At 34.3% G+C, this 458-nt stretch carries 1 protein-coding gene; it reads right to left on the bottom strand.

Annotated elements, in window-relative coordinates; all coding sequences use genetic code 11:
• Positions 1–40 precede the first annotated feature (40 nt).
• The coding region (locus EC396_RS12875) for a carbohydrate binding domain-containing protein (protein WP_205757966.1) at positions 41–458 on the bottom strand (418 nt) is incomplete at its 5' end.

Here is a 458-nt window from a genome sequence, read left to right as displayed (position 1 = left end):
GGCCCAATATATATTTTATATTTTTCATTTTTTATAGTTTTTAATTTTTAATAAATAGAGATACATTATCAATATTTACAGCACCTGCTGCAGCTCCTAAATCAAAGAAAACTCTTGCATCACTTGCACCTGCGTTTGCAGTTAAAGTAATTTCATACGTTTGTTTAGTTGTAGTTATACTAACCTCTTGAGTTACATTTGTCCATGGGTCTGCACTAAGTCCTATTCCTGGTAGAATTGGTCTATCTGTATCTGACCAAGCATCAAAAGACAATGTATAAGTTGCACCGTTAATAATTTCTAATTTTTGACTCATGTTAACTTCCCAAGGATTACCAGCATTTGCAACATTTACAGAATAATAAGTTTTACCACCAGTTGTTACCACAGGAACAGGATCTGTACCAACACCTATAGTCCAAGGTTCAGCACCGCTCTCAAAATCGCCATTAATTACA

It is taken from the genome of Lutibacter sp. HS1-25, from assembly GCF_004121075.1.
Classification (GTDB): Bacteria; Bacteroidota; Bacteroidia; order Flavobacteriales; family Flavobacteriaceae; genus Lutibacter.
The sequence above is the reverse complement of the archived record's forward strand: the minus strand, read 5'-3'. Positions and strand labels throughout refer to the sequence as shown.